The following is a 23782-nucleotide window of genomic DNA, read 5'->3' on the forward strand; positions in this document are numbered from 1 at the left end:
AATAATATTTGATCGGTAATTGATTGAAAAATCTCACTCCTAACTGGGAGAATTATGCTGTCAATATCTTTACTTATTGAAGAAAATCCTCGATCGCCTGTCCCGTCTCTTCCGGTGCTTCTTCCGGTAAAAAATGACCACTGGCGATCGCCTGTCCCGTCACTTGATTAGCTCGCTGCTGCCAAAGAGCGATCACATCGTATTGACGTGCAATGAAACCTTTTTTTCCCCAGAGAACCAAGAGGGGAGAGGAAATTTTTCGGTCTAAATCCTGACGATCATGCTCTAAATCGATGGTAGCGGCAGCCCGATAATCGGCACAGGTGGCGGTTATCGTGCTTAAATCTCGAAAACAACGCCGATATTCCCCCAAAGCTTCCTCTGTAAAAGCGCTAAAATCTCGCCCCCAACTTTGCAAGCAATGGTGCAGATAATAATCGGGATTAGCGGCGATCAGGGTTTCAGGAAAAGGGGAAGGCTGAATCAAGAAAAACCAATGATAGTAGGCAGTAGCAAAAGTTTTATCAGTAGCCTCGTACATCGCCAGCGTAGGTGCTATATCGAGTAAAACGATTTTTTTGACCTTTTCGGGAAAATCAAGGGCGAGACGGTGGGAAACTCGCGCCCCTCGATCGTGGCCGATTAGATAAAACTCCTGATAACCCAATTTTTCCATCAGCAATACCTGATCGAGGGCCATGACTCGTTTGCAATAATTGCTAGAATCCTCTAGGGGTAAGGGTTTATCGCTATCCCCGTAGCCGCGCAGATCCGTGGCGATCACCGTAAAATTGGCCGCTAATCGGGGGGCGATTTTATGCCACATTTGATGGGTTTGGGGATAACCATGGAGCAAAAGCAGCGGAAAACCGCGCCCACCTTTGACACCATTGATAGTAATGCCATTAACTTCTAGTTGAAATTTCCGAAAATTTGTCAGCATTTTTGCCTCCTGTCACCTTGGGGAAAGATAATTGCATCATCTGGCAAAAGGGACCCAATCAGTAAAGTTTTTTCACTATAGCTCCTCAAGCCGCTGCTTTTCTGATAGATTAAAACTATTGGGTTGCTCAAAAACCAGCGAGTTAAGCAGTAATTTGATTATGATCTCGATTATCTATTCTGATGAATTTCTCGATCACGATACGGGTATTTACCATCCCGAAAAAGCGGCGCGTTTAACGGCGATTGTCGAGGCTTTAAAACAAACAGAATGGCAGTCAAAACTAACATGGCATTTACCGACAGCGCTCGAAATTCGTGACGAAGTAATCCCTTTGATCAAACAAGTTCATAATCAAGATTATGTTGATAGATTGCGGCGAATTTGTCAACGGGGTGGGGGAAGATTGGATGCAGATACTCCCGTTTCTGCCCGTAGTTACGATGTGGCGTTACTAGCGGTTAGTGGCTGGTTAGATGGAGTTGATCGAGTCTTATCCACCGGCGATCCTGCCTTTATTTTAGCCCGTCCCCCCGGGCATCACGCCACTTCTAATTATGGCATGGGTTTCTGTCTGTTTTCTAATGCTGCTATTGCCGCCTATTATGCTTTAGAAAACAAAAGAGTGCAAAAAGTAGCAATTCTTGATTGGGACGTGCATCACGGCAATGGCACCCAGGATATAGTCGAAAATCATCCCCAGATTGCCTATTGTTCCCTCCATCAGTTCCCCTTTTATCCTGGCACGGGAGAAGCGAGAGAAAAAGGTGAGTTTGATAATGTTTTGAATATTCCCTTATCGGCAGGAAGTACGATTAAAGATTATCAAGAACATTTTGAGGGGCAAGTCATACCTTTTCTGAAAAATTTTCAACCGGATTTAGTGATTGTTAGTGCTGGATATGATGCCAATCAAGCGGATCCTCTGGCGGGCATTTGTTTACACCCACAAGATTATGGAATTTTCACCAAATACCTCTTAACTCTCAATAAACCGCTGCTTTTCGGCTTAGAAGGCGGTTATGATTTAGAAACTTTAGCTGCTTCCGTCGTCGCCACCTTAGAAGCTTTGCTCTGATCCTAATCCGGGTAATCGTTACATTTCTTTAAAAAGATTGGTAACAAAGCGATCTAATGCGGTAAGGTAAACGATCGATAGAAAAAAACCCTTGACCTAGTTGCCTTTTAAGATTATGAACTCCCTTGCGCCACACCTAAAAGCCAAAGCCCTCAAACCCAATAGTCGTCGTCCTGCGAAGGAATTGTGTAGCGAGTGCGGACTTTGTGACACTTATTATATTCACTATGTTAAAGAAGCTTGTGCTTTTCTTAATCAACAAATCGCCGATTTAGAAGCAGAAGCACACGGCAGAAGTCGCGACTTAAATCAGGAAAATGATCTCTATTTTGGTGTTCATCAAGAGATGATGGCTGCCAAGAAAAAACAAGTTATTCCAGGGGCGCAATGGACAGGAATCGTCAGTACAATTGCCTGTGAAATGCTCAATCGTGGTTTAGTAGAAGGGGTGGTTTGTGTGCAGAATACCGCCGAGGATCGCTTTCAACCCCAGCCGATTCTCGCTCGTACTACTGAAGAAATTCTCGCCGCTAAAGTTAATAAACCGACTCTTTCTCCCAATTTATCAGTCCTAGAAGAAATTGAAAAATCGGGCATGAAACGGTTATTAGTTATCGGAGTTGGTTGTCAAATTCAAGCCCTAAGAGCAGTAGAAAAAAAATTAGGCTTAGAAAAGTTATATGTCTTAGGAACTCCCTGCGTCGATAATGTCACCCGTTCAGGACTACAAAAGTTTCTAGAAACTACCAGTCGTTCCCCAGAAACCGTGGTTCATTATGAATTTATGCAGGATTTTCGGGTACACTTTAAACACGAAGACGGCTCGATCGAAATGGTTCCCTTTTTTGGCTTAAAGACTAATAAATTAAAAGATGTTTTTGCCCCTTCCTGTATGACTTGTTTTGATTATGTTAACTCTCTTGCTGATTTAGTTGTGGGCTATATGGGCGCACCTTTTGGCTGGCAATGGATTGTCGTTCGTAATGATACGGGCAAAGAAATGTTAGAGTTAGTTAAAGATCAATTAGATACCCAAGATGTTATGTCTAGTGGTGATAGAAAACAGGCTGTACAAAATAGCATTCCCGCCTACGACAAAGGTGTAACATTACCGATGTGGGCGGCAAAAATGATGGGAGTAGTAATTGAAAAAATCGGGCCTAAAGGTTTAGAATACGCTCGCTTTTCCATCGATTCTCACTTTACCCGTAATTACCTTTATGTTAAACGTAATTATCCTGAAAAATTAGCGGCTCATGTTCCTGAATATGCTAAAAAGATTGTGGAACAGTATAAATTGCCCGATTAATTATTCACTCAGGGCAAACGCATCTAATTTTTAAAAATTAGACATCCCAAGGATTTCAAGAGTTAAGAATCGAAAATTTTCGTTTCTGAATCCCTTCTACTAATTGATTAATTTGAAAAATAAGATAAGTGTCCTATTGGAGTAGAAAAAAGTCTCAAATTAGAGAAATCTAGTTTGAGAAAGAAAAATATATTCAATTTTAGTTGAAAATAATTTCTGATGAGAATTATTGATTAGTTAATATCTCAAGGAGATAATTGTTATCCCATCCAGATCGATTTCGTTTACTTCTGATGCTTCCTTTCTCGGTTTTATCTTGCTTCAATAAATTGAGAGCAATATGTCTAATTATTGCCAAGTTTTCAGGAGCATTATCTTTTCTAATTCTCGAACTATCTTCATTAAATTCGACATCTAAAACCCAATGCAATTGATTTTCAATACTCCCATGTCCGCGAATAGATTGAGATAATTCTTGAGCCTCATGAGATAAACTGGTGATAAAATATCTAGTTTCCAACTTAGTTTTACCATTCTTTACTGTCCGATAATATTGGACGCAAGCCACTGAATTAAGATGTTTTCATTCGCATCTTGAATCTACTAAGTCTTGGATGTTATTCAAAACTTGATAACGTCGGATTTCCGTTCGCCCATGACCTGATTCTTCAGGAATATATTCACTGTATTCATAGCCAACCCCTTGACTTAATAAAGCTTCTTTAAATAATTCATCAACTCGTTGATATAGTGCGCCTAAATGATATGTAAACTAGAATGCCGACAACAATCCCGAAATATTTTAGAATAAAAGGACGACAAATATAAGTGTTTGGAGAATCAAATGGAAGCAGAACTTCAAATTCTCGAAGAGTTCATCAAAACTAATCCCGACTTCCGAGAACTGAAAAGAGCCTTAGGGGTTAAGCTGGCTTTGTCGGGATACGCTTATAGAGCAATTCAAGAAATTATTGGAGTGACCCCCAGATTCATTGCTAAATGGAAAAAGGAATTTATTTCAGCAGGAATTGAGGGGATTATCTTGAAGTATAAAGGTTCGAGAACCTATCTAAATGCCGAGGAAAAACAAGAATTAATTCAATGGATTATCAACCAGAGTCACTGGGATATTGGGGAGCTAGAAACTTATGTACTAGAAACTTATGAGGTTGTGTTTAAATCGAGACAGAGCTACTACCAATTGCTAAAAGAAGCGAGAATTAGCTGGCCAAAGGCGGAACAAGTAAACCCGAAAAAAGCTCCAGAAGAGGTCAAAAAAAAGAATAAAGAAATCAGTCAATTATTGGAGAGCAAAAAAGAGGAGATTCGGTCGGGAAAGCTGGTGGTGTACTTGCTTGATGAATGTCATCTGGTCTGGAAAGATGTTCTAGGCTATCTCTGGAACTTTATTAAAGAAAGACTAAAAGAAGGTCAAAATCCCTCAGAGTTACTCGAAAGAACTTTGGTAAAAATTGAGAATGAAAAAGAGAGACAAACTTATTATGGAGCTTTAAATTTAGAGGGCAAAGAATTTATTTTAGCTCCCTACAAGGCAGGGAAGGTCGAGAATACAGTAGATTTCTTGAAAAAACTAATTCAAAGCAACCCTAGGCGAAAAATACTGATTATTTGGGATGGAGCTTCCTATCATGCGGGAGAAGATATGAGCAAATTCCTTACTGAACAAAATCAGGGTTTATCCCCAGAAGATTGGCAGATTACCTGTCATAAATTTGCTCGATACGCTCCCGAAGAAAATCCAGTAGAAGCAATTTGGCTACAGTTAAAAAATCTTTTGAGAAGATTTTATTGGTTGGCCAAAAGTTTTCGAGTGGTTAAACGCCTGTTCGAGTTTTTTGCCAAATTTCAATTATTTAATTTTCCTAACCTTAAGAAATCCGATGCCTTTTCACAATTCATTTAGGCGCACTATAGTCGATGGTGGTGCGTTACGACGGATTGTTAGCTTGAAGTTAAAGCGGAAATTTTGGCCGTCTAACGCACCCTACGTTTTTCTGGATGTTGTCAAAATTTCTCTTGACAAAGGCGACTTGACATGATATTATATTCATAATGGGAAATCCGTGCGCCTACAGACTCTCTTTTCCAACGGTCTTAACTATGATTGATGTGATTATTTGATTGACTATGATTGGTTCATTCAATCAATCTTCATCTCTAATCCACTATAACGGTTCGCAGTCGTATGAGGTACATTATCACCGACTACAAACCAGTCCAAGCAAAGCTTTGCCTGTATCTCACTCTATTGCGTATCGCTATAAATCAATCTGAGTCTTCGTTACTTGCTATGGTTCGATCGGGGGGTATAAATCGACTAAATCCTTATCTGGCAAGAGACTTAATTGATTAGTTCGTTCTAGAGCGAAAACAATTGACAAAAATCGCAGCAATGTCTTTCTCTATAATAGTTTCATCCCTTATAACCTCGTCCATTGCATAACACGAACCGAAGAGCCATCAATCTTTAAACCTCTAACTTGATCATGACTTTTCTGATCAATATCTTTTTGTGGCTCCTGTCCGGCTTACTCAAATATCAGCCTAGCACAGAACAAAATCTCCCCTAGTTCACCTGTATTTACTTGTCCAGCGTTGTCGTTCTCACCATACTATCAAGAATGGTTCTATTCATAAGTAGTCGTGCAAAATTAATTTCCTAGTCGAGACTCCGAGACTCCTGAATTCAGCAAACCCTAATTACTATTGATCCGACTTAAAAAGGCTTGCAGGCGCTCGCTGTGGGGATGATTAAAGAAGGTGTCGGGATCGCCTGCTTCTTCGATGACACCTTGATTGAAGAACAAAACCTTGTTAGAGACTTCCTTAGCGAACTGCATTTCGTGGGTGACGACTACCATAGTCATACCCTCATCGGCCAATTGACGCATAACGTTTAACACTTCCCCGACCAATTCCGGATCCAGGGCCGAAGTGGGTTCATCAAATAAAATCACCTCTGGTTTCATGCAGAGACTGCGAGCGATCGCCACCCGTTGTTTTTGTCCTCCCGATAACTGGTCGGGATAAACATCGGCTTTTGGGGCCAATCCCACCTTTTCCAGATAATGAATTGCCGTATCCTTAGCCTCATTTTCCGAGTGGTGTAAGACTTGCTTGGGGGCTAACATCAAGTTTTGTAAAACGGTGAGATGGGGAAAAAGATTAAAGTGTTGAAACACCATACTTACCCGGCTGCGTAACTTGCGGAGAACTGATTGATTTAACTTCGGGGAAGAGATGTCAATTCCCATCACCTCCAAGCGGCCGCCGTTAATTGTTTCCAAACGATTGAGACAGCGTAAAAAGGTACTTTTGCCGCAGCCAGAGGGACCGATTACCGATACCACATCCCCTTGATAAAGAGTGCCTGTAACTCCTTTAAGTACCTCTAAAGAGCCGTAACTTTTGCGTAAACCTTCACTAACAATCACAGGGGTAGTAGTGGTCATGATGTCCTCTCGTAAAAAATTTTACATTCTGTATAAAGGTATCGAGATTAGTTTCTGCTAGATTGTATCCTTGACGACATTTTATCAAGAGGAATAATCATAATACTCAAATAGTCTCTCTACATCTGTCTTAGGTGAGGAGTAGGACGAAATCCTTAACTTAATTGAGTAAAAAAATCAAGGAGTAAAACTTAAAAAATGATTAAATTTTGGCGAGGGCGGGCGGTGCAGAGAGTCATCTTTGCCTTGTTAGGATTAGTTTTAGCGCTCGGATTAACTGTTATTCCCGCTTTTTCTCAGACTCCTCCTAATCCTTTTCGAGTCGCCACAGAAGCGACTTTTCCACCCTTTGAATTTCAACAAGGGGGACAATTAACCGGGTTTGATATCGATTTAATGCGGGCAATTGGCAAGGAAGCTGATCTCAACATTGACTTGAGAAATTTACCCTTTGATGGTATTATTCCGGCCCTACAAGCAAGAACAGTGGAAGCCGCTATTAGTGGCATGACAATCACCTCTGAACGCGCCCAAGCGATTTCTTTTTCTCGACCTTATTTTAGGGCTGGTTTAGCGATCGCTGTTCGGGAAGATAATAAGACGATTAAAAATTTTGAAGACTTAAAAGGCAAAAGAATTGCCGTCCAAATTGGCACAACGGGAGCCTTAGAAGCAACAAAAATACCTGGAGCAGTGGTTAGTCAATTTGACTCGGCGGCTTTAGCTTTGCAGGAATTAATTAATGGTCGAGTTGAGGCGGTAGTTAACGATAAACCCGTAACTTTGTATGCCATTAAAGAAGCGGGTTTGCGGGGAGTAAAGGTGGTCGGAGAATTATTAACGGAGGAATTCTACGGCATTGCTTTACCCAAAAATTCCCCCTATCTCCAGTTAATTAATGATGCTCTCGGTCGAGTCATAGAAAGTGGTCAGTACGATGTTATTTTTCGGCAATGGTTTGGAGAAAAACCGCCAGTATTACCCTTAGTTGCTCCAGCTTTAAAGAATTTACAGGAATCGAGTTTTAACTGGGGAGAATTATTCTATAACCTGATTGTGAAAGGGGTTCCCTGGACAATTCTGTTAACGGTTCTGTCTTTTCTTTTCGGGTTAATCGGTGGAACTTTAGTGGCTATTGCCCTGATTTCTCCCTACAAATGGTTAAAAATAATTTGCCGCATCTATGTGGATTTCTTTCGGGGAACACCGATGCTGGTGCAATTATTCTTGATCTATTTTGGTTTGCCCGGGTTGTTCCGAGAAATTGGCTTAAATATCGACTTAGATCGTTTACCGGCGGCCTTATTTGCCCTAAGTTTAAATGTGGCGGCCTATTTAGCTGAAATTATGCGCGGCGGTATTCAATCGATCGATAATGGTCAATGGGAAGCTTGTTCTAGTTTAGGAATGTCCCCAGCACAAACCATGCGCGAGGTGATTTTTCCCCAAGCTTTTCGCAGGATGTTGCCACCGTTGGGGAATGAATTTATCACCCTAATTAAAGATACCAGTTTAGCGGCAGTAATCGGTTTTGAAGAATTATTCCGGCAAGGTCAATTAATGGTAGCCACTACCTATAAAGCTTTCGAGATTTATATCGCTGTTGCTTTAGTTTATTTGGTTTTAACTACCCTTTCCTCTGTGGTATTTAAGCGCTTAGAGATTTCTATGGATCCCCTACATAAATCTAAACAGGATCAGAAAGCCTAGGGGCAACAGATGGGAACTGATAAGTGATAGGGCAAAATTAACTTCTTGGTTAGGATAGGCAAGCGGCAAGAGGTAGTTAGATAGGGTTTGCTGAATAAATGTGAAATATAGACGAGGTAAGGGTCTTAGTGGCTTGTTTCGCGAAACAGATGCAAGATTTTGAGAGAATCGTGGTTCAAAACCCTGCATCTTCATCGGCCCGTGTCCTGTAGGGGCGAAGCATTCGGGCATAACCTATCGCTGAAACCGTAGATTTCCTATCCGAATGCTTCGCCCCTACTTTTTCAGCAAACCCCTAATAGGCTTAATACCAAATCCGTTTTTAATAGTCCGATTAACTCCTAATCTAACTTTAAAAACCCGGTTCCTTCTGCCCACTTCCCACTTCCCACTTCCCTATACCTTTTAAACAGAATTTAGTATAAATGATCAAGTATGAAATTTGATTCGTTTGAATGGCATGAGAGCAAGCGGTGTTCTAACATAGAAAAACATAATGTGGACTTTGAGGAAATTCTCGATCTTTTCGAGACTTTTCTTTTTGACATCCTCACCGCCGTAAAACGGACGGCGATTCCCAAACCTCACGATTTGGGTTTCTGCTTCTTTCCCTTGCGGGGTTCCGCACCTGCCTTAACAGATTTACTCTGTTCTGGTCTTATGGTCGCTCTACAGACTGACACCGCAAGTCCTGCGGCCAAAATGTTTTTACTAGCGTTAATATCTCGGTCATGGTGTGTCCCACAGTCTGGACAGTCCCACTCTCGAACATTTAACGGCATTTTCTCAGCAATATACCCGCAATTACTACACCGCTTAGAACTAGGAAACCATCTATCTACTTCGAGGTAATTTCTCCCATACCAACGGCATTTATAGGCTAATTGTCGAGTTATTTCTCCCCAACTAACATCAGATATTGCCTGAGATAATTTCGGGTTTTTGACCATATTTTTGACGGCTAAATTCTCAACCACAATCGTTTGGTTTTCACGGACTAATTGAGTGGTTAGCTTGTGTAAATGGTCTTTTCTGCTATCGGTAATTTGAGCGTGAATTTTGGCTACTTTGATTCTCGCTTTTTCTCGATTCTTTGACCCTTTCTGTTTTCGAGAAAGGCTTTTTTGTGCTTTTCGCAGTCTCTGATAATGCTTTTTAAAATGCTTAGGATTAGATACTTTGTCACCATCGCTGGTAATCACAAGGCTACTAATTCCTAAGTCAATTCCGATGGCTTTATCTGTTACTGGTAATGGCTTAATTGTTGGGTCATCAAATCTTATTGAGATATGCCAACGCCCAGAAGGATGTAATCTGACTGTTACTGTGCTTGGTTCACAAGCTTCTGGTATTTGTCTTGACCATCGAATTGCTAAAGGTTCTGTGCATTTAGCTAAATAGATTTGTTTGTCTTTAAATTTAAAAGCAGACTTAGTAAATTCGGCACTTCCTCCCTGATGTTTTTTCTTAAAGTTAGGATACTTAGTACGACCAGCAAAGAAGTTAGTGAAAGCTGTTTGTAGGTGTCTTAACCCTTGTTGCAAAGGTACACAGCTTACTTCGTTGAGAAAGTCTAATTCTTCTTGCTTTTTCCACTCGGTTAGCATTGAAGAGGTTTCAGTATATCCTACTCTTTCTTGCTTTTCGTACCATGCTTGTGTTCTGAGATGGAGAGCTTTATTGTAAACCAATCTTACACAGCCCAAAGTGCGCCGCAATAGCGACTCTTGTTCGGGTGTGGGGTAAATTCGAAACGAATAGGCTTTTTCCATGCCTCACATTTTAGCATATATTTCGTAAACGATGCTCATATTTAGGGTTTGCTGAATAAATCTAAAAACCTTGTTGGGTAAAACTTTTAGACCTTTTGGCCATCAAAAAGTAATGGATCTGGGAGTGATCGGGGGAAAAATTCCTGGACTTTTTCCCTGAAAATTAGGTAATTGACCCCCTCAAAATCGGTAAAACCCTACACCCCACACCCCACACCCTACACCCTGCCCCCAGGAAAAACTTTTTCAGCAAACCCTATTTAACGGTAAAGCCAACCTAGAACGACGGGGTTTCAGACCCAAAATTTTCGATGAAGTGTAAGACATTGCGGAATTTGTCGGTCATCCGGAGAAAAAGGCCAAGCTATTTCTCTTGGCTAAGTCTTAATAGTTCAATCGGGTAAAGTACCCAGTGCGATTTGCACTGTGCGAGTATAGACGGAGAGGGGAACTGAGGGGCGACCAGTGCAACTCTGGGGTACTTGGGGGGAAATACGCAGCGTAGTGGTCATTAATTGACTAATTTAGGGCTTTTAAAGAGTAAAAATGACCCACTGGACCGGTTCCGCGACCAATAGCGAGGGAATGCTCAAGGGCGTTAGTAACGTAATCCTTGGCCTTTTTCACCGCTATTTTCAGGTCATCACCCAAAGCGAGGTTAGCAGCGATCGCTGCTGATAGGGTACAACCAGTCCCGTGAGTATTATTGGTTTCGACGCTTCTGGTCTTAAAAGTTTCCCATTCTTCCCCATCAAAGCAGATATCAACCCCACGCAGCCGCCCTTTCATGCCGCCACCTTTCACTAATACCGGTGTGGCCGACTTCTGGAAAATAATTGCGGCGGCCGCTTTCATCGCCTCAAAATCATTGATCTCAATGCCACTTAAAAGCTGTGCTTCGTAACGATTAGGGGTAATAATCGAAGCCAGAGGAATTAAACTATCAAAAAGACTATCTACAGCCCGATCATCAATTAATTTGGCTCCTACCCGCGAAACCATAACCGGATCTACCACTAAACTGGTTAAACGCCAGCGCTCGATCGCCTCGGCCACTGCTTCGATAATCTCGCTGCTAAACAGCATTCCCGTCTTGACCGCTGACACACCGATATCCCTGACCACGGCATCGATTTGGGCCGTCACCATTTCTGGACTTAAGGACTCGACGCGCTCGACCCCCAGGGTATTTTGGGCGGTAACGCAGGTAAGGGCGCTGGTGCCGTGAACTCGGTGGAAGGCGAAGGTTTTCAAATCAGCTTGAATTCCCGCGCCGCCACCACTATCGGAACCGGCGATGGTGAGAGCAATGGCAGTCATAGGAGGTTAGCGATCAAAAGGACGACGACGTTGCAGAAATTCGGGGATATCTAATCCCGCCGGTTTTGGTGGTTCGGGAGTGGGTGCTGGACTGGGTGCGGGGGTATTAATCACCACCTTGTTAGCAGTGGGACGAGAGGGGGAATCGCCGGAAAAACCGGTGGCAATGACGGTAATTCTGACTTCTCCCTGCATTTTCTCGTCAATTACTGCCCCGAAGATGATATTAGCGTTGGGATCCACCACTTCATAGATAATTTCGGCGGCGGCATTGACTTCGTGTAGGGTTAGATCTTGACCACCAGTGATATTAAAGACCACACCTTTCGCCCCTTCGATCGAGGATTCCAGTAACGGTGAGGAAATAGCAGCGATCGCGCCTTCCTTAGCCCGAGATTTTCCGGAACCGATGCCGATACCCATTAGGGCCGAACCCGCATCGGCCATCACTGCCCGCACATCGGCGAAATCCACATTTACCAGACCGGGGATAGTGATAATATCCGATATCCCCTGTACCCCTTGCCGCAGCACATCATCAGCGACCCGAAAAGCCTCCTGTAGGGGAGTGTCGGCGGGTATTACCTGTAATAACTGGTTATTGGGGATAATAATCAGGGTATCGACCCGACTTTGTAAACCGCCCACCCCTTCATCGGCCTGATTAGTGCGACGACGACCCTCGAAGGTAAAGGGACGAGTCACAACTCCCACGGTCAAACAGCCGATTTCTTTGGCAATTTCGGCCACAATTGGAGCAGCCCCCGTTCCCGTGCCGCCGCCCATCCCGGCGGTAATAAAGACTAGATCGGTTCCTTCCAATGCTTGGGCGATTTCATCCCGAGATTCTTCCGCCGCTTTCTGTCCGATCGCCGGATTGCCCCCCGCCCCTAGGCCGCGGGTTAATTTTGTCCCGATTTGTAACCTCTGGGGGGCGGAGGAATGGGCCAGGGCCTGGGCATCGGTGTTAATTGCCCAAAATTCGATTCCGGTCACGCCACTGGCGATCATGCGGTTAACGGCGTTACAGCCCCCACCGCCGACCCCGATCACCTTGATCTTGGCGACATTGCTTGGCACGATGCGATTACTACGACTTTCTTCTCGGGGTGTCATCTGTGATTCATGGGGGCGAGTAAATAATACTCCAGCATTATTCTGAGAGTAATGATTATCTTCGCTCATAGCTGAACTGGCATAATCGTTACTATTCAGATTGGGATAGGTGGGAACGATTTCATTAATCGATGTCATTGGAATTGGAACACTCTTAGTACAAGATTCTGTTATTGATTTGATGAATTAGAGATGCAATGTTAACACTATCACTAATATTATGTCGGTTCCAGTATCTACATTATCAGTTTCTGGTTCAGAAAATCATAATTTGGGGTTTTTGGCAATACATAAAGGGAATAATTGCGGTTATTTGCTGATCAATTCCAGTTAATCCCTACCAGTTGCCGTTACTTTGGCAACGATCGGGGCTGGCTGCGGTTTTAATTGTACAGTGGGAGCATCAGGATTGCTCAGGTCAATGTAGAGAATTCGCGCTAGAGGTATCTTGGATGACAATGGCCGCGATTGTACGAGAGCGGTTAATTTTTCGGGCAATCTATCTTTATAAAAACCTAAATAGACCTGTCCCAGTTCAGTCCTTAGTACAAGATTACTAGGGTTGCGCCAATCGATGGCGGTAACTTTAATCGATAAGTTATCAACTAAGGGATAAATTTTTTGCCACTGTTGTTGATATTGTCGGTCGTAACCAAGCACTTCTAGGCTAGGTAATTGGGTTTTGGGCAGAGTTCGACCATAATAGTTTTGAGGAATTATCGTTCCCGAGGCATCTAAAAAACCTTGCTGTTGATGGGAACGCCAACGGGCCACAGGTTTTCTTTCTTGAATAGAAACAATCACTTGCGGGGGTAATAATTGCCGCTCGATCTTAACGTCGGCAATAGCGGGAATAGCCGCTAATTTTTCTCGCAATTGATGGGTAGGTAATTCCCAGAGAGACAGAGGATAGCTTAATTTTAGCCAAGCACGAATCGACTCGGGCGACATTAATTCCGTGCCTGCGATTTCCACCTGTCCGGCCTTGGTAATTGTCCAATAGGGCGAAGTCATCCCCCAAGCTAATCCCGTCGCTAAACCACTAACCACCAGAAAGCGACCCAGGGCTTGCCACACCTTCGATCGCCTTTGGTGGCGCAGGTTTTGTCGTTTTTGTTCTAGGGAGAGGGAAGAAAGGATTTGATCGCTCATAGGGAAAATCCGGGACAGTTTTGCTGTTATCTTAGGTCGCGAGGTGGGCTGCTGGCAACTCGATCGCTACTCAAATAACCAGTTTGACAAAGAAAGAGATAATCAATGTTATAACAGTAGTAGTCTACAGGCGTTCTTTTGTCTGTCTCCAGGAAACCTAAACGCTCCTTTTTGCCAAGATATTTCGACGGTCAGCCAGAAAGAGCATTTCGGCAAGAACAGCCTAATTTATCTGAAAATTACCTATGGTTATCAACAAACGCGGACTTGTTCTCGGTGCTACAGCAGTGGTCCTGTCTACCGTCGCCGTCACGGGGGCGGGATTCCGTCTCTCTCAAAGTCAAGCTTTTTTTCAGGAAAGTCCCAAGGAAACCGTTGATGAGGTTTGGCAGATCATCAACCGCACTTATTTAGATGGCACTTTTAATCAATCGGACTGGAACGCCATCCGCAATCAGTATTTAAATCGTTCCTACAAAAATCAAGAGGAAGCATACACCGCTATCCGCGAGATGTTGAAAACTCTCAATGATCCCTATACCCGTTTTATGGATCCCAAAGAGTTTAACAATATGAAGATCGATACATCGGGAGAATTGACCGGGGTAGGGATTCAATTGACCAAAGATGAGAAAACCAAGCAGTTAGTCGTGGTTTCACCCATTGAAGATACTCCCGCTTCTAAAGCTGGTGTGCTGCCCAAAGATGTGATTATCGCTATCGATGGTAAATCTACCGAAGGTATGGAACTGGAGCAAGCGGTGAGCATGATCCGCGGCAAAGTGGGGACAAGCGTTAAGATCACGATTCAACGGGGTGAGGAGAAAAAGGAATTGACTCTTACCCGGGCCAAAATTGAAATTCATCCAGTGCGCGCCCACACAGAAAACACCCCGATCGGTAAAATCGGTTATATCCGTCTCAATCAATTTAGCGCCCAAGCTAGTGGCGATATGAGTCAAGCGATTCGCGAATTGGAAGCCGAAGAGGTGAAAGGTTATATTCTCGATCTCCGTTCCAACCCCGGCGGTTTACTCTACGCCAGCATCGAAATCGCTCGGATGTGGATACCTGATGGTTTAATTGTCTCTACGGTTGATCGCAAAGGGGTGACGGAACGTCAACGGGCCAACAATCAAGCTTTGACTAATAAACCGCTGGTTGTCCTCGTCGATGGGGGTTCCGCCAGTGCTAGTGAAATTCTCTCCGGGGCTTTACAGGATCATGATCGGGCGGCTATTGTCGGTACGAAAACCTTTGGTAAGGGATTAGTGCAATCGGTACGCAGTCTCAGTGACGGTTCGGGATTAGCGGTGACGATTGCCAAGTATCTCACCCCCAAAGGACGCGACATCAATAAAGATGGTATTCATCCGGATGTGGAGTCGGAACTGAGCGAGGAAGAGCGCAAAAATCTTCAACAGGAACGGGAGCGGGTGGGAACCTTCCAGGATCCTCAATTCAAGAAGGGTTTTGAAATCTTGGAAAAAGAAATCACTGAAGGCAAAAAAACACCCACCAATACCGCTAAACAATAGGTTGACATTTGCCCGCTCGAATTAAACCCCCCCGACGGGCGATCGCTTCTCCTGGCTCGGCAAAAGGACCCCAGTATTGACCACTAACTGGGGTTTTTCCGTTTTCTAGGGCTATAATCTGACAAATTCCCGTATTTTCCTGGACAATGTACCAGTTTTGTGCGCTATTATCCATAGATTTTTCTCCTTATACCCCAAACCCCACAACCCACACCCAGTCCCCTAATCTCAGGATAGGCGGTTAGGCTCTCTTGGACATTGGGTAAAAAATGTTGACCATGTCACATTATCGGCGCAAGCAGTTCGATAAACTCACTGACCACATTGCGCCCCTACCAATCACACCAGGCGCGATGTAGGGGCGTATAGCGTACGCCCTTTCTTCGCTCAGATAAGCTGATCACCATAACCCCAAGATAGCCGGCGGTTAAAATAGGTTTTAGCTTGAGCAAAAAATTTTTATCAACTTCTTGACAAAACCGGGGAGATAAATGCTAATATTAAAAAGGTCTGTCCAATGGGGATTAGCCAAGCGGTAAGGCAGCGGGTTTTGGTCCCGCCATTTCCTAGGTTCGAATCCTAGATCCCCAGTTTAAGATTTTTTATTCCCAGTCCGCCAATGATCGAGAATATCCTTGATCAAAGCTTCCCTTAGCCAAATACGAGCGATAAGCGCTAGGGGAACCGCCAGAAATAGCCCTAAAAAGCCAAAAATCGAGGCGAAAAACAACTGGGCCAACAGGGTAAAAGCGGGTAAGAGCTTGAGCGACCGCACCGTTAAAATGGGCAGCGGTGGATGATAGTCGAAATATTGAATTAACAGATAAATACTGCTGTAGAGTAGCAAAACTGCCCAGGGTTGCCAGGGAGCTTCCAGAAGGGCGATAGAAAAGGGTAAAATCGTGCTTAAAACTGGCCCGAGGTTGGGGATAAAGGTGAGAAATCCTGCCAAGATAGATTGGGAAAAAGCGAGGGGAATGCCAATCAGGGATAGACCCAGGCAACTGCCCAAGGTCATAATCAACATATGACAGAAAATCCCTTTTAGCCAAGCTTTTAAATCTCGATCGCATTGTTCTAGGATCGATCGTACCCTAGAACGGTAGAAAGCAGGAAATAAACGCAGAAAACAACGGTGGTAAGCGGCAGGATCGGCGAGAATCATCAAACTCAGGCCAACAATTAGCAGTAAGCTAAGGATAATGCCGAAAGTGCCGTAAAAAATGCTCAAACCCCGGCCAGCAATTTGGTTAATCAGGGGTTGTAACTGAGCGAGCAGAGTTTTAAAGTCCGGGAAGACACTGGCCAGACTAGGATCGAGATAATCCTCAAGACTATGGACTTGTCCCCAGAGTCTTTCTATAGCTTGGGGTAATAAACTAAATAATTGGCGAAATTGTTGGACTAAAGCGGGTATAATCCCCAGAAAAATACCGATAATACCAATAAAAAAGCCAAAAAGAGTGATAATTAGGGCGTAGGAACGCTTGAGGTGATGACGCTGCCACCAAGTCACAGCCAAATTTAAAATCTGAGCGAGAATAATCGCCATCAATGATAATAAGAGAATCTGTCGAATCTGCCAGAGAATCAACAGACAAAAGACTAACAGGACTAAACCGAGGCTGCTGCCAAAAGTCATGATCAGTAAGGAGAAAAATTCCTAATCAGTTATTGTCCGTCTCCAGAGAGCAAAAACCGTGAGCAGAAAAGGAGTAAAAACCAGAATTAAAGTGTTAAGAGGACTGGGAGCGATCGATAATAAAGGGGCAAGATATTTAATTCCCAGGGAAATTAAAGCCGATATCAAGATTATTTTTCTAATAAAGCCGCTCATAGATCAATGTTTAGGTGACACAAGCACTATCTTATCCCTGAAGAGGGTAAAAATTGGTGAAAATGTGGAAATCATCCCCCATCAGTTTTATTAATACTAGGGCGAAGTGGCTAGATTTTCTGGGGGAGGTCGGTTTAGAGGGAACGGGAAAGTATGAGACAATAGAAGGGGCTTAGTCAATTAACTAGAGATATTCATTGCTAGGATTTAAGACTTGGTGGCAAGGATGAATCTCGATAGCCAATAAGATTTACCCTGTCCACCGCCTCTATCGTGCCGTCAACAATCACCGTGATCACTTTAACTCTTTTACACCCCAGTCAAGCCACGCCCCTACAACATTGGCAATTTGGCAATGATCAATCAACCATTCTCATCGGCAGGGCGCTGGATAATCATGTAGTTCTCTATAGTGCTGTGGTTTCGAGGCGGCACTTAGAAATCCGCCGTAATGATCGCGATGATTGGGAATTGGAAAATTTAGGGGCAAATGGGACGTTTCTCAATGGCAAACCGATCAAGAAAACCGCCGTCGTCAATGGTATGGTGGTTCGTTTAGCCGCCTCCGGCCCCCAAATTCAAATTCGTCTCATCGATGAGGACGAGCAACCCAAATTAATCCTCAACCCCCTAGAGGCTCCTTTGGCAGGCGACCAAACTCAGCCAGAAAAGGATACTATGGTCAACTAGAAAATATTAAATTTTTATAAAGTTTTATCAAGTTCCCTAACAAAATGTAAAAATAGATACAGAATAAGAAGTAAGATCTTTTCATTTGTTGTCCCTAAATGGGGACGACAAGGGGGATTAAAGTAACTTTAAAGCATTGCAGGGAGTCGGTGATATGACGTTAGCCTATCGAGGAGTTAAGTACGAAAGGGATTCTCTCCCCTTGGAGATGAAGACTGGAGATATCGGGGGTAAATACCGAGGTCAAGACTGGAATCACCATTATCCTCGCCATATGCTCCAATTAGAGCCGAAACTACATCGTCAGTATCGTGGGGTTGCCTACAGCACCCGTCCTCATCTTGCTGGGCAAGTTGCCCCGAACACTTGTCCGTTGCCCGTTGTCAAACCCCCTGTTGTTGTCCAAGAGGAAACCCTTTCTAGCATCCATCTGAACAATATTCGTCTTCGTCTGGAACGTCGTTTACAAATCGCTCAAGAGAATGGTGACGAAACCCTCGTTAATCTCTTGAAAAAAGAATCCCAAGACTTAGCCTTAAACTGCTAATCTAGCAGTTTTTTTGCCACTTTCCCCTCGGTTCTGCCGGGGGGAATATTTTTGGGCGCAAAAATCTTATCGATAGAAATTATCACCCTAGTTAGGATCTTACAGGCTTTCAATTATATTAGGTCGAGGTCTATTTTAGTTCGGGTTCGGATTGGGGCGTTGTATCATTTCCACAACATTTTTGATACCTTGGATAAAAGTTTGAAAACTACGGGATTTATTTTCAGTTAAGGAAAGATGGGGGGCAATCTGTTTAGAGTGGGTTCCTGCATAATACTCTTTGACTAGCTTTTGTAGTTCTTGTTTGGCCGAGTTAAGCTGGTCTGGTTCTCTGTATTTACTTTTATTTTGTTTTTGTCCGAGACTATTTAAATTATATGCCTTGGCCACCGCCGCTAAATCTCCCAGAAACCAAGATTCTAATTCATGACAAATAATCCGAATTAAGACTTGAGCATCACTGGCATTTTGACAAATTTCTCCTAGTTCCTTTTTGAGTTTTTGACAATCGTGGGAGTCCTGATCGTGGACAATAATAAATTTGGTATTGGGACTAGATTTCTTGAAAGCTTTGAGTTTTTTAGGAATAGATTTGGCTAGGTCTTGTTTACCTTAATGACTAATACATATATAGCTGATTTCTGGGGGAATAATTTTAGGTAAAAGTTCGTTTAACACATTTTCTATAGATGACTATTCTAGCAAAAATACGCTATCATAGTTCATTAGGGTTCTACTCCTTCAAACCAGCCTTGATTCCAAAGATAGCCGGGTAAATCGCCTTCTGCTACTAAGTTTTTGAGGATTTCGCTATCGGTAGCCCTATGGATTTGGGTGATACCTTGGCATTTAATTAGCCAGAAAATACTAGCTAGTGGAACCGCATTGATAAAATCGGGGGAGTGGCTAGAAACAAATACCTGACCCCCCCGATAGCTATAGTGAGCGAATTCTTCGGCTAGTTCTTTTAATAAAGTAGGATAAAGTTGGTTTTCTGGTTCTTCGACACAGAGTAGGGGATGAGGATTGGGATCGAATAGTAATATTAAATAAGCGAACATTTTCATAGTCCCGTCAGAAACATAGCGATCAATAAAAGGGTCTTTAAATGCTTGATCTTGAAAACGTAAAATCAAACGACCGTCTTCGGTTTCTTTGGCCTCCACAGAGGAAATACCCGGAACTATTTGTTTCATTCTTTCGAGAATTTGCTGAAAAATTTGGGGATATTGTTGATAAATATATTGGGCAACTGTTGCCATATTATCACCCGTGGGGGATAAGTGTTCAGCGTAAGATATTTCTTTACTTCCTCTAGCTTCGCTAATGTGAAAGTCGGAAATGTGCCAATTTTCAATCAGAGAACGAAAGGCAGTAGCGGCTTTAAAACGTTGAAATTGTCCTAATCCTTTGAGCTCTAGTATATCGTTAGATTCTAGCTGTTGTTCTTCTCGATCGAGTTCTTTATCTGGTTTACTAAAATCTTCTTCGTTGGTGATAGCATATCCTTGACCGCGGTGAAAATCTAAAAAATGAAAAGGTGCACCGTGTTCACCCCGTTTATAGCGAAGTATTTCGCGTTTGATCATGGGGCGATTTTCCTCTTGTCCAATTCTGAGTATATAAGTAACCAGACGTTCTGTATCTGAGATTTTCATCCGAAATTGCAGTTCGATTTCAATATCTTCTTTTTCTTGACCTCTGGTAATAACTTCTTTATAACCGCCGCGAATTTGTAAAGCTTGGCGAATGTTGTTTTTGAGGGCATCTCGCAGAAAGCCAAAAATATCAAATAGGGTAGATTTTCCTGTACCATTAGCTCCAATAATCACGCAAAAAGGAGGAATATCTCTTATGTGTATATTTTTAAACATACGATAGTTGGTTATTTTAATAGAAACAATTTTCATGACATAATCGAGCCGTTATAGTTTTTTTGATTATACGATTGATCAGGTGAAGATAATTGATCAATTAGCAAAAAAAAGCCAGAGATTAGACTCTCTTGGACATTGGGGGATAAATCAGCTAGAAAGTATATAAGCTCAACCGACTGAGGAAGGGACAAGAAACCAGACTCAACACAAGTTGCCCAAAATAGCGTAAATTGTCTATAAATTTGTTCAACGACTTAAATTAGTACAAATGTTTGACTGTATTATCATCGGTGCGGGGCCAGCAGGAGCGACGGCGGGTTATCATCTAGCTAAAAAGGGACGTTCGATCCTGATCCTCGATAAAGCGAAATTACCCCGTTATAAACCCTGTGGTGGTGGGGTATCCCCGGCAATTAAGCAATGGTTTGATTTTGACTTTACCCCCGTGATCGAGAATACCGTCACGCAAGTACAGTTTACTTGGAAACAGGGGGATACCGTCACCACTAAGTTAAATATGCTAGAACCGATGTGGATGGTACAAAGGGATCGTTTCGATGATTTTTTAGGTCAACAGGCGATCGCAGTCGGGGCAACCATCCAAGATAACAGCGAAGTTACCCAGATCAAATTCCTCCAAGATCACTGGCAAGTTACCACATCCCAAGGAACATTTTCAGGCAAATATCTGATTGCTGCCGATGGTGTTAGGGGTAATACCAGTCGCTGGTTAGGATTACCAGCGAAAAACGAAGCGATCGGTGCTGCTCTGGAAATTACTAACGCAGAAGCGACTATTCCACCCCAAAAAGCTTTTTTTGATTTTGGTTCCCTAAAAAATGGTTATATCTGGGCTTTTCCCAAGTCTAATGGTTACACAATTAGCGGTGGTTGTTTTAAGGGCAGCATCAAATCCGAGGAGATGAAAAAACAACTGTTAAATTATGCCCGTCAAAAGGGCTGGAATTTACAGGATTATCGCTATAGTGAGTATGCTTTAGCCCTTTGGAACGGAAATCAACCGCTACACGCCCAAAATGCCTTAATTACAGGAGAAGCGGCGGGGATTCTCGATCCTCTTATCGGTGAGGGTATCCGTCCGGCAATTTTGACGGGAGTTAAGGCAGCCGAGGCGATCGATCGAGCTTTAGCTGGGGATAATCGGGCTTTAGCGAACTATAGTCGGATAATTCGGGAAGAATGGGGGGAAGATATGGCTTTAGCGGCCAAATTAGCTGGTTTATTCTATCAATTTACCCAAATCGCCTACCATGTCGCCGTTAAACGTCCGATCGCCGGTCAACTGATGGGGCGTATTCTCGTGGGAGATTTAAAATACCGGGATGTTACGGAACAAGCGATGCAACAATTGAAAAAACGTCTATTGCCCGGATTTGGTTGGGGGTAAAACTTCTCTTACCATGGGGAGGTAACTCGATCGCTGATGGTTACTTTCCCGATCGCCGTGGGTAAAATAAATCTAACTTTGCCATCTTTGACCTTTTTATCGGCAGTAAGTGCCTCGAAATTCAGGGAGGCAGCAAGGATAATAGTTGTCTGAATATCGACTATAATGATTGATAATCTTTCTGATTAGGGGAGAAAATAAATGTCAGTGATGATTGAACAAAGCCTTGAAAAAATTCTAACAGAAATTAGTCAAAAACTAGAAAATGTCCAAAAAGATGTTACAGATATAAAAATTCAGCTAACAGAAGCTAAAGGCGAAAGACAAGTATTAAAAGTAGAAATAAATTCTGTAAGAGGAGAAATAAATTCCGTAAGGGGAGAGATAAATTCTGTTAAGGAAGATGTCAAAGAAATTAAAAGATCACAACAAGCGCAAATTTGGACAATAATTGGTATTTTAATTACTGCGGTGGGAGGTTTTTTAGTAGCAGTTGGTAAATTCGTTATTTCAGGTAATCCTTAATCATAGTCCTCAGGCAACTTAGTTCAAAAGTTATCGCTTCTTGAGGTTCAAGAGTAATTAGATGATTGAGTTGTAATAATTCTGGAATCATCTGTCGTAATTTAGCTGTTAAAGCTTCGATGGTATCAGCTTCGGTGACTAATCCAGGAATATCTTCACTCTCTGCTACCCACACTTGCGCCTCTCGATCCCAAAATGCTTCTACTTGGTACGAAGGAATGCAACTTCGGACTATTTGGGAACTCACTTCGACTAATTCTAATCCTCGTCTTATTTCTGCATTTATTAGGTGACAATATATGAAAAATATTTTATTTTTAGATACTGTGGCTATTACCAATCCTGTTACTAAGGAAAGATTAACTTTAGTTGAACCAGAATATGAGTCTATAGAAAGCTTACCAAGTGGACAAGTTGGAACGGTAGTGGAAGTATATGAACGAAACGGAGAAAAGCAATATTTGGTAGAATTTTCTGATAATCAAGGACGGGAATATGCTATAGCTATTTTAAAAGAAGATGAGTTACTTGTTTTACATTATGAACTTGAAGTTGCTTAATTATCGTAATTGTAACTTACAGCGCGATCGCCTTTCTGACAACCCTACCACCAATCCCCAACCCTTGACGATCAATCATTAATCGCTTACAACTGAATTAAACGTATACAAGCGCTTACCTAACCCTCATTAATCAATTCAACGGATAAGCCATCAAGGATGATTTAAGGATATTCTAAAAACAAATTTTCAAATTTTCAAAGTTTCTAGTTTCATTCCACCGATAAATTGAAAAATCTTGACAATCAGAAGTCAAAATTCTGCCCTGGCCTAAATTTTCAGCTAAAATAACTAAAGAAGTATCTGCTAAATCCATCGGTAAATCACCATATTGTGTCATTAATTCTCTCATTCGTTTAATATGAGAATTTTTTAATTCAAAAACAATGATTCCTCCTTCTAGAATATTATCCATAAAGCGCAATTGAGCATGATTTCCTAAGCGAGTGAGTAAGAGATAGCAAGTTTCTGTAATAACACACCAAGTTGTGATTAAAGGTTCATTGATAGATGCAATCACAAATTCTGCTTGAGAATGGTGTGTATCGTCACGATTAGCCAAAGCTAACCAAAACCCTGTATCAGCGATTATCATACTTTTCTGACCATTCTTGGGCTAAAATTGTTTTATAGTTGCTTGAAAGATCACTTTCTCCTGCACTGCACCCAATAAAGCCACTCTTTCTGAGAATTTCTAAAGAATTAGAGGTTGAAGAGTTTAATGCTCCGTATTGTTGATCAATGGCATCATTAAGTAAGGTTTCAACATTAAGATCACTGTTTTGCTGAATATAAGACAGTTTTTCTCTTTGTTCGTCGTTTAGGTGAATCGTAATCTCCATAATACAATCGCTGACAATCAAGAGTGCTTATCCTATTATAGAGTCATCCCCCTCCCAAAAAAATCATAGTCCATCAAAAAATCAC

24 protein-coding genes, 1 tRNA gene and 3 pseudogenes are annotated in these 23782 nt (G+C 42.4%); 12 read left to right on the forward strand and 16 right to left on the reverse strand.

Annotated elements, in window-relative coordinates; translation table 11 throughout:
• Positions 1 to 73: 73 nt before the first annotated feature.
• Positions 74 to 943 (reverse strand): alpha/beta fold hydrolase, encoded by an 870-nt coding sequence (locus tag GQR42_RS07975; RefSeq protein ID WP_158199551.1) that lies wholly within the window; start codon positions 941 to 943, stop codon positions 74 to 76.
• Between the two features lie 160 nt (positions 944 to 1103).
• Between GQR42_RS07975 and GQR42_RS07980 the strand changes: the two genes are divergently transcribed.
• Positions 1104 to 2021: a histone deacetylase family protein gene (locus tag GQR42_RS07980; RefSeq protein ID WP_158199552.1), complete on the forward strand. Its 918-nt coding sequence runs from the start codon at positions 1104 to 1106 to the stop codon at positions 2019 to 2021.
• Positions 2022 to 2136: 115 nt separating this feature from the next.
• On the forward strand, positions 2137 to 3330 hold the full coding sequence (locus GQR42_RS07985; protein WP_158199553.1) for a Coenzyme F420 hydrogenase/dehydrogenase, beta subunit C-terminal domain: 1194 nt from the start codon (positions 2137 to 2139) through the stop codon (positions 3328 to 3330).
• Positions 3331 to 3556: 226 nt separating this feature from the next.
• Here the strand turns inward: GQR42_RS07985 and GQR42_RS07990 are convergent, their stop codons facing one another.
• Positions 3557 to 3898 carry an ISAs1 family transposase gene (locus GQR42_RS07990; protein WP_158199554.1) on the reverse strand — a complete coding sequence of 114 codons (342 nt, stop codon included), beginning with the start codon at positions 3896 to 3898 and terminating at the stop codon, positions 3557 to 3559.
• Positions 3899 to 4174: 276 nt separating this feature from the next.
• Here GQR42_RS07990 and GQR42_RS07995 point away from each other — a divergent pair, with 276 nt between their 5' ends.
• On the forward strand, positions 4175 to 5254 hold the full coding sequence (locus GQR42_RS07995; RefSeq protein WP_158199555.1) for an IS630 family transposase: 1080 nt from the start codon (positions 4175 to 4177) through the stop codon (positions 5252 to 5254).
• A 583-nt stretch (positions 5255 to 5837) separates the two neighbouring features.
• A pseudogene (locus tag GQR42_RS08000) lies at positions 5838 to 5989 on the forward strand (ISNCY family transposase); the annotation flags it as partial.
• Positions 5990 to 6047: 58 nt separating this feature from the next.
• On the opposite strand, the gene GQR42_RS08005 reads toward GQR42_RS08000, so the two are convergent.
• Entirely contained in the window at positions 6048 to 6803 is a 756-nt protein-coding gene (locus GQR42_RS08005) for an amino acid ABC transporter ATP-binding protein (RefSeq protein WP_158199556.1), read from the reverse strand.
• Between the two features lie 198 nt (positions 6804 to 7001).
• Here GQR42_RS08005 and GQR42_RS08010 point away from each other — a divergent pair, with 198 nt between their 5' ends.
• On the forward strand, positions 7002 to 8513 hold the full coding sequence (locus tag GQR42_RS08010; protein WP_158199557.1) for an ABC transporter permease subunit: 1512 nt from the start codon (positions 7002 to 7004) through the stop codon (positions 8511 to 8513).
• A 584-nt stretch (positions 8514 to 9097) separates the two neighbouring features.
• Here the strand turns inward: GQR42_RS08010 and GQR42_RS08015 are convergent.
• The 4 genes from GQR42_RS08015 to GQR42_RS08030 all read right to left on the reverse strand — a co-directional run bounded on the left by GQR42_RS08015 (position 9098) and on the right by GQR42_RS08030 (position 13873).
• The gene (locus tag GQR42_RS08015) at positions 9098 to 10285 is read right to left on the reverse strand and encodes an RNA-guided endonuclease InsQ/TnpB family protein (protein WP_158199558.1); all 1188 of its coding nucleotides are present in this window, start codon (positions 10283 to 10285) and stop codon (positions 9098 to 9100) included.
• Positions 10286 to 10804: 519 nt separating this feature from the next.
• On the reverse strand, positions 10805 to 11605 hold the full coding sequence (gene thiD / locus GQR42_RS08020) for a bifunctional hydroxymethylpyrimidine kinase/phosphomethylpyrimidine kinase (protein ID WP_158199559.1): 801 nt from the start codon (positions 11603 to 11605) through the stop codon (positions 10805 to 10807).
• A 6-nt stretch (positions 11606 to 11611) separates the two neighbouring features.
• Positions 11612 to 12859 (reverse strand): cell division protein FtsZ, encoded by a 1248-nt coding sequence (ftsZ, locus tag GQR42_RS08025; RefSeq protein WP_158199560.1) that lies wholly within the window; start codon positions 12857 to 12859, stop codon positions 11612 to 11614.
• 192 nt (positions 12860 to 13051) lie between these two features.
• Positions 13052 to 13873, reverse strand: coding sequence for a cell division protein FtsQ/DivIB (locus GQR42_RS08030; RefSeq protein ID WP_158199561.1), 822 nt, complete (start codon positions 13871 to 13873; stop codon positions 13052 to 13054).
• A 245-nt stretch (positions 13874 to 14118) separates the two neighbouring features.
• Between GQR42_RS08030 and ctpC the strand changes: the two genes are divergently transcribed.
• Positions 14119 to 15411, forward strand: coding sequence for a carboxyl-terminal processing protease CtpC (ctpC, locus tag GQR42_RS08035; RefSeq protein WP_158199562.1), 1293 nt, complete (start codon positions 14119 to 14121; stop codon positions 15409 to 15411).
• On the opposite strand, the gene GQR42_RS08040 is transcribed toward ctpC, so the two are convergent.
• Positions 15401 to 15586, reverse strand: coding sequence for a hypothetical protein (locus GQR42_RS08040; protein WP_158199563.1), 186 nt, complete (start codon positions 15584 to 15586; stop codon positions 15401 to 15403). The two genes, ctpC and GQR42_RS08040, sit on opposite strands and share 11 nt — an antisense overlap.
• 343 nt (positions 15587 to 15929) lie before the next feature.
• Between GQR42_RS08040 and GQR42_RS08045 the strand changes: the two genes are divergently transcribed.
• Positions 15930 to 16002: transfer RNA gene (locus GQR42_RS08045), tRNA-Gln, on the forward strand.
• A 1-nt stretch (position 16003) separates the two neighbouring features.
• Here the strand turns inward: GQR42_RS08045 and GQR42_RS08050 are convergent.
• Both GQR42_RS08050 and GQR42_RS27595 read right to left on the reverse strand, forming a co-directional pair.
• Positions 16004 to 17053, reverse strand: coding sequence for an AI-2E family transporter (locus tag GQR42_RS08050; RefSeq protein ID WP_158199564.1), 1050 nt, complete (start codon positions 17051 to 17053; stop codon positions 16004 to 16006).
• A 21-nt stretch (positions 17054 to 17074) separates the two neighbouring features.
• Positions 17075 to 17248, reverse strand: coding sequence for a hypothetical protein (locus tag GQR42_RS27595; RefSeq protein ID WP_233271321.1), 174 nt, complete (start codon positions 17246 to 17248; stop codon positions 17075 to 17077).
• Between the two features lie 291 nt (positions 17249 to 17539).
• Between GQR42_RS27595 and GQR42_RS08055 the strand changes: the two genes are divergently transcribed.
• Together GQR42_RS08055 and GQR42_RS08060 are read left to right on the forward strand one after the other, a co-directional pair.
• Positions 17540 to 17938: an FHA domain-containing protein gene (locus GQR42_RS08055; RefSeq protein ID WP_158199565.1), complete on the forward strand. Its 399-nt coding sequence runs from the start codon at positions 17540 to 17542 to the stop codon at positions 17936 to 17938.
• Between the two features lie 154 nt (positions 17939 to 18092).
• Positions 18093 to 18485, forward strand: a complete 393-nt coding sequence (locus GQR42_RS08060; RefSeq protein WP_158199566.1) for a DUF4278 domain-containing protein — start codon at positions 18093 to 18095, stop codon at positions 18483 to 18485.
• A 135-nt stretch (positions 18486 to 18620) separates the two neighbouring features.
• On the opposite strand, the pseudogene GQR42_RS08065 reads toward GQR42_RS08060, so the two are convergent.
• Together GQR42_RS08065 and GQR42_RS08070 are read right to left on the reverse strand one after the other, a co-directional pair.
• Positions 18621 to 19172: pseudogene (locus GQR42_RS08065) on the reverse strand (DUF4276 family protein).
• A gap of 38 nt (positions 19173 to 19210) precedes the next feature.
• Positions 19211 to 20395, reverse strand: a complete 1185-nt coding sequence (locus GQR42_RS08070) for an AAA family ATPase (RefSeq protein ID WP_158199567.1) — start codon at positions 20393 to 20395, stop codon at positions 19211 to 19213.
• A gap of 235 nt (positions 20396 to 20630) precedes the next feature.
• Between GQR42_RS08070 and GQR42_RS08075 the strand changes: the two genes are divergently transcribed.
• Positions 20631 to 21770, forward strand: coding sequence for a geranylgeranyl reductase family protein (locus GQR42_RS08075; protein ID WP_158199568.1), 1140 nt, complete (start codon positions 20631 to 20633; stop codon positions 21768 to 21770).
• Here the strand turns inward: GQR42_RS08075 and GQR42_RS29890 are convergent.
• Positions 21744 to 21886: pseudogene (locus tag GQR42_RS29890) on the reverse strand (3-dehydroquinate synthase); the annotation flags it as partial. The gene GQR42_RS08075 and the pseudogene GQR42_RS29890 overlap by 27 nt on opposite strands.
• Positions 21887 to 21971: 85 nt before the next feature.
• Here GQR42_RS29890 and GQR42_RS08080 point away from each other — a divergent pair.
• Positions 21972 to 22295 (forward strand): hypothetical protein, encoded by a 324-nt coding sequence (locus GQR42_RS08080; protein WP_158199569.1) that lies wholly within the window; start codon positions 21972 to 21974, stop codon positions 22293 to 22295.
• Here the strand turns inward: GQR42_RS08080 and GQR42_RS08085 are convergent.
• On the reverse strand, positions 22276 to 22542 hold the full coding sequence (locus GQR42_RS08085) for a DUF1902 domain-containing protein (protein ID WP_334310605.1): 267 nt from the start codon (positions 22540 to 22542) through the stop codon (positions 22276 to 22278). The two genes, GQR42_RS08080 and GQR42_RS08085, sit on opposite strands and share 20 nt — an antisense overlap.
• A 52-nt stretch (positions 22543 to 22594) precedes the next feature.
• Between GQR42_RS08085 and GQR42_RS08090 the strand changes: the two genes are divergently transcribed.
• Entirely contained in the window at positions 22595 to 22855 is a 261-nt protein-coding gene (locus GQR42_RS08090; RefSeq protein ID WP_158199570.1) for a DUF4926 domain-containing protein, read from the forward strand.
• A gap of 175 nt (positions 22856 to 23030) precedes the next feature.
• Here GQR42_RS08090 and GQR42_RS08095 read toward each other — a convergent pair whose 3' ends face one another.
• Both GQR42_RS08095 and GQR42_RS08100 read right to left on the reverse strand, forming a co-directional pair.
• Positions 23031 to 23450, reverse strand: a complete 420-nt coding sequence (locus tag GQR42_RS08095; protein ID WP_158199571.1) for a PIN domain-containing protein — start codon at positions 23448 to 23450, stop codon at positions 23031 to 23033.
• Positions 23437 to 23697, reverse strand: coding sequence for a hypothetical protein (locus GQR42_RS08100; RefSeq protein WP_158199572.1), 261 nt, complete (start codon positions 23695 to 23697; stop codon positions 23437 to 23439). Before GQR42_RS08100 ends, GQR42_RS08095 begins: the two co-directional genes overlap by 14 nt.
• Positions 23698 to 23782 lie beyond the last annotated feature (85 nt).

Origin of the sequence: Microcystis aeruginosa FD4 (assembly GCF_009792235.1) — a bacterium.
Classification (GTDB): Bacteria; Cyanobacteriota; Cyanobacteriia; order Cyanobacteriales; family Microcystaceae; genus Microcystis; species Microcystis viridis.

Coding starts and splice junctions, on each gene's coding strand:
- GQR42_RS07975 (WP_158199551.1), bottom strand. CDS start 943: ATGCTGACAAATTTTCGGAAATTTCAACTAGAAGTTAATGGCATTACT.
- GQR42_RS07980 (WP_158199552.1), top strand. CDS start 1,104: ATGATCTCGATTATCTATTCTGATGAATTTCTCGATCACGATACGGGT.
- GQR42_RS07985 (WP_158199553.1), top strand. CDS start 2,137: ATGAACTCCCTTGCGCCACACCTAAAAGCCAAAGCCCTCAAACCCAAT.
- GQR42_RS07995 (WP_158199555.1), top strand. CDS start 4,175: ATGGAAGCAGAACTTCAAATTCTCGAAGAGTTCATCAAAACTAATCCC.
- GQR42_RS08005 (WP_158199556.1), bottom strand. CDS start 6,803: ATGACCACTACTACCCCTGTGATTGTTAGTGAAGGTTTACGCAAAAGT.
- GQR42_RS08010 (WP_158199557.1), top strand. CDS start 7,002: ATGATTAAATTTTGGCGAGGGCGGGCGGTGCAGAGAGTCATCTTTGCC.
- GQR42_RS08015 (WP_158199558.1), bottom strand. CDS start 10,285: ATGGAAAAAGCCTATTCGTTTCGAATTTACCCCACACCCGAACAAGAG.
- thiD (WP_158199559.1), bottom strand. CDS start 11,605: ATGACTGCCATTGCTCTCACCATCGCCGGTTCCGATAGTGGTGGCGGC.
- ftsZ (WP_158199560.1), bottom strand. CDS start 12,859: ATGACATCGATTAATGAAATCGTTCCCACCTATCCCAATCTGAATAGT.
- GQR42_RS08030 (WP_158199561.1), bottom strand. CDS start 13,873: ATGAGCGATCAAATCCTTTCTTCCCTCTCCCTAGAACAAAAACGACAA.
- ctpC (WP_158199562.1), top strand. CDS start 14,119: ATGGTTATCAACAAACGCGGACTTGTTCTCGGTGCTACAGCAGTGGTC.
- GQR42_RS08040 (WP_158199563.1), bottom strand. CDS start 15,586: ATGGATAATAGCGCACAAAACTGGTACATTGTCCAGGAAAATACGGGA.
- GQR42_RS08050 (WP_158199564.1), bottom strand. CDS start 17,053: ATGACTTTTGGCAGCAGCCTCGGTTTAGTCCTGTTAGTCTTTTGTCTG.
- GQR42_RS27595 (WP_233271321.1), bottom strand. CDS start 17,248: ATGAGCGGCTTTATTAGAAAAATAATCTTGATATCGGCTTTAATTTCC.
- GQR42_RS08060 (WP_158199566.1), top strand. CDS start 18,093: ATGACGTTAGCCTATCGAGGAGTTAAGTACGAAAGGGATTCTCTCCCC.
- GQR42_RS08070 (WP_158199567.1), bottom strand. CDS start 20,395: ATGAAAATTGTTTCTATTAAAATAACCAACTATCGTATGTTTAAAAAT.
- GQR42_RS08075 (WP_158199568.1), top strand. CDS start 20,631: ATGTTTGACTGTATTATCATCGGTGCGGGGCCAGCAGGAGCGACGGCG.
- GQR42_RS08080 (WP_158199569.1), top strand. CDS start 21,972: ATGTCAGTGATGATTGAACAAAGCCTTGAAAAAATTCTAACAGAAATT.
- GQR42_RS08090 (WP_158199570.1), top strand. CDS start 22,595: ATGAAAAATATTTTATTTTTAGATACTGTGGCTATTACCAATCCTGTT.
- GQR42_RS08095 (WP_158199571.1), bottom strand. CDS start 23,450: ATGATAATCGCTGATACAGGGTTTTGGTTAGCTTTGGCTAATCGTGAC.
- GQR42_RS08100 (WP_158199572.1), bottom strand. CDS start 23,697: ATGGAGATTACGATTCACCTAAACGACGAACAAAGAGAAAAACTGTCT.